The organism is Thermoanaerobaculia bacterium (genome assembly GCA_018057705.1).
GTDB lineage: Bacteria > Acidobacteriota > Thermoanaerobaculia > Multivoradales > JAGPDF01 > JAGPDF01.
The window spans coordinates 1-3,227 of sequence record JAGPDF010000169.1 but is presented as its reverse complement, the minus strand read 5'-3'; the positions used below and the strand labels follow the sequence as shown (position 1 = coordinate 3,227).

2 protein-coding genes are annotated in these 3,227 nt (G+C 70.4%); one reads left to right on the top strand and one right to left on the bottom strand.

Annotated elements, in window-relative coordinates; all coding sequences use genetic code 11:
• Window positions 1–118: 118 nt before the first annotated feature.
• Window positions 119–1,471: a hypothetical protein gene (locus tag KBI44_21735; protein ID MBP9147109.1), complete on the bottom strand. Its 1,353-nt coding sequence runs from the start codon at window positions 1,469–1,471 to the stop codon at window positions 119–121.
• Between the two features lie 19 nt (window positions 1,472–1,490).
• Here KBI44_21735 and KBI44_21730 point away from each other — a divergent pair, with 19 nt between their 5' ends.
• Complete coding sequence (locus KBI44_21730; protein ID MBP9147108.1) at window positions 1,491–2,930, top strand: O-antigen ligase family protein; 1,440 nt, start codon at window positions 1,491–1,493, stop codon at window positions 2,928–2,930.
• Window positions 2,931–3,227: the final 297 nt, after the last annotated feature.

The following is a 3,227-nucleotide window of genomic DNA, read 5'->3' as shown; positions in this document are numbered from 1 at the left end:
TTTTGGGGTGACCGCTCTGAGGGGTTTCGGAAAACGCATCTGGACTGAGCATTATACGGGCTTTGCTCCCGCCGTTCCGGGGCGCCGGGGCGAAGCGCGCGGGCGGCTCAGTGCCGGCTCAGTACCAAGTGCCCTGGCTGAATCCGAAACCGAGGTTGACGAGGATCTGCGAGATCTTCTGATCGCGCAGGCCACTCCCCGCAGGAGGAGAGATCGTCTTCTCCTGATAGCCCACCCGCAGGTTCATCTTCAAGGGGAGCTCGATCGCGAGGTCCGCGCCGTAGCTCTCGACGTCGTCCACGCGTTCGGCGGCGCCGGAGGGGTCTGCTGCCTCGGGGCCCGCCTGATAGCGATGGCTGCCGGTCTCGCCGTAGAGGTTCAAACGCAGACGCCAGCCGAGGCCGATGTCCACCCCGGCGCCGATGAACTGGTCGACGTAGCCGGAGGCCTCCGCGACGAGCAGCGAGTAGGCGAGCTGCCGCGAGCCGTAGAGACGGGCGCTGAACGTCTCGCGCGGCATCCACTCGATGCGCGCGCCGCCGGTCGAACTGTCGAAGTCGGAGAACTCCGCGCCGTCCTGCGCCGTGAGCTGGTTCTCCTGGTAGAGCAGATCCACGAGGAGCTTCGGGCGCTCGTAGCCGGCCTCGACGTACCAGAAGTCGCCGGAGTTCGAACGGTCGAGCGCCTCGGCGGCGAAGTCGGACTCGGCGTAGCCGACGCCGGCCCCGAGCCGCAGCTTCTCGCTCGGGTAGTAGCGCACGCCGCCCCGGTAGGCGAGGTCGTCGCGATCGAGACCGGCGAAGAAGTCGGCGAGCAGCGGCTCCTCGGTCTCGTCGACGAGACTCCGCACCGAGCGGTCGCCGCCCTCCGCGAAGACCGTCAGGCGGCGCAAGATCGGCACCTCGACCTGGACCTCGAGGTTCTCGTTGCGCGTCGTATAGCGCTGCAGGACCTCGCCGGTGGCGAAATCGAAGTCTTCGAGGCGCTCGGCGGTGACGGTGATCGCCAGGCGGTTGAAGTAGGTGAACGAACCGATGCCGAAACGCTGGTTGACGCGGCGCTCTTCGGCGCGGTCCTGCCACCAGATGTACTCCGGCATGGCGTAGGCAGCGAACGTCGTCTTCGAACCCACCGGCAGATAGGCGTTGAGACCGGCGCCGACACGGCCAGTGAGGTCGGAGCCATCGGAGCCGGAGTCGGAGGCCACGCTCTCGTCGCGGTCCACCCAGGCGAGATCGGAGATCCAGAACGCCGGGTCCAGGCGCACCGGACCGGCGTGCCAGCGGGCCTCGTCGACCGCCTCTGCGAGCGCTTCTTTGCGGCCGAAGCCCGCGTCGGCGGCGCCGCCCGGCGGCGTATACTGCCGGACTTGTGCCGCCAGCGGTGAGGTGCCCACCAGGGACGAAAGTCCTGCGAGAGCGACGCAGCAGGCCACTGCGGGCAGGGAAGCTCCGAGCCCGGTTCTGCTCATCTGTTCGGACATTCCCGGCATGATACGACACGTCCGGCCGCGCGCCCTGGCGCTCGCGGCGCTGCTCGTCGCAGCACCGCTGCCGTTCGGCAGCGTCGCCCCCGAACCGGCGACGATCCTCCTCGTCGCCGCCCTCGCGGCGCTCGTCCTGGCGATCTGGACGGTCGAGGTCGTCGACCGGCCGGAGCCGGCGACCGACTCACGAAGTCCCCACTCCCATCGATCGCTGCCGCGCGAGCTCGCAATCGCCGCAGCGGCGCTCGCGGCGGTTGCGCTCCTCGGCTGGCTGCAGTCGCTGCCGGCGCCGGCCGCGGTGACGGGCCTCGTCGCTCCCGAAACAGTTCGCCTCACACAGCAGGCGGGGGCGCTCACGACCGATGGCGCCGGCGAGCGCTCGATCGCCCTTTCGCTCGCCCCGGCGGCGAGCCGGACCGCGGCGCTCGACTGGCTCCTGCCGGCGGCCGGCTTCCTTGCCGCCACCTGGATTGGCGCCTCACGCCGGGTGCGGCGCACGCTCTTCGGGGCACTCCTGCTCGCGGCGACCGTGCAGGTGGTCATCGGCGTCGCGCAGTGGATCTCGCGCTCGAACACGCTGTGGGGCGTCACGGTCCTCAGTGTCGGGTCGCGCCTGCGCGGCAGCTTCGTCAATCCGAACCATCTCGCGCTCTTCCTCGAGATCGCGCTCGCGGTGGCGTTCGCCTGGCTCTGGTGGGCCGTGCGGCGCACGGTGTTGGGAGGGGTGGGGGCGGACGGCGGCCGGGCCGAGGACCGGCTGCTCGCCGTCGGGCCGCCGGCGGTCGTGTTCCTGGCCATTTTCGGCGGCCTCGTGCTGACCGGGTCGCGCGCCGCGCTGCTCTCCGTGCTCATCGCCATGGGCGTGCAGGGGATGGTGATCAGCGGCGGCGGCAGCCGGCGCGGCCGCAAGTGGATCCTTGCGGGCGGGCTCGCGGTCGGCGTCGCCGGGGCCGCGGCCATCGCCGCGCTCGGCGCCGAGGGCGCCTTCACGCGGCTGACCGCGAGCTCCATCGACGAGCTCGGCGGCGGCTACCGCGTCGAGGCGGCGGGCGCGACGTTCGATCTCTTCCGGCTCTTTCCGTGGACCGGATCGGGTCTGGGCACCTTCCAGGCCGCCTTCCCGCTGGTACAACCGGCGACGATCCCCGGCTTCTGGCGCCACGCCCACGCCGACTGGATCGAGTACCTCGCGACGACCGGAATGCTCGGAGCGTTGATCCTCGGCGCCGGCCTCTTCTTCTATGGCCGCCGGCTGCGGCAGGTCGTCCTCCACGGCGAGCGCTCCGAAGGCCGCGCCGCCGGCCTCGCCGCCCTCGGCGCCCTGGTCGCCGTCGGCATCCACTCCTTCGCCGACTTCGGCCTCACCATCCCGGCGAACGCCTTCGCCCTCGCCGTCGTCGCCGGCGCCGCCGGCGCGACGCGGGTCATGAAGCAGCCGACCTGACCGGACTGTTAAAGAACTGGGGACAGTCCCCAATTGCCGTTCAGCGTCAAGTCGGCGACAGGCCAAGTTCGCCGCAAGTCCTTCTTTTACAGCTGTTTGCAGAGAGTTCAACCAGGAACGTTGGGACACTGGTGCCAGACTTGGGGACTGTCCCCAATTATCTGGACGCCTCTACTCGAGCAGGCCGGAGACGGCGGACCAGCGGCAGGTCGAGGCGGCTTCGAAGTCGTCGGAGAAGACGCGCGCCCGGCGGCCGATGTAGACGCGGTCCCACGCCGTGCTGAACGGCAGGCCGTT

Excerpts from the sequence above, each read along its gene's own strand:
- KBI44_21735 (MBP9147109.1), bottom strand. The coding sequence starts at position 1,471 with ATGAGCAGAACCGGGCTCGGAGCTTCCCTGCCCGCAGTGGCCTGCTGC.
- KBI44_21730 (MBP9147108.1), top strand. The coding sequence starts at position 1,491 with ATGATACGACACGTCCGGCCGCGCGCCCTGGCGCTCGCGGCGCTGCTC.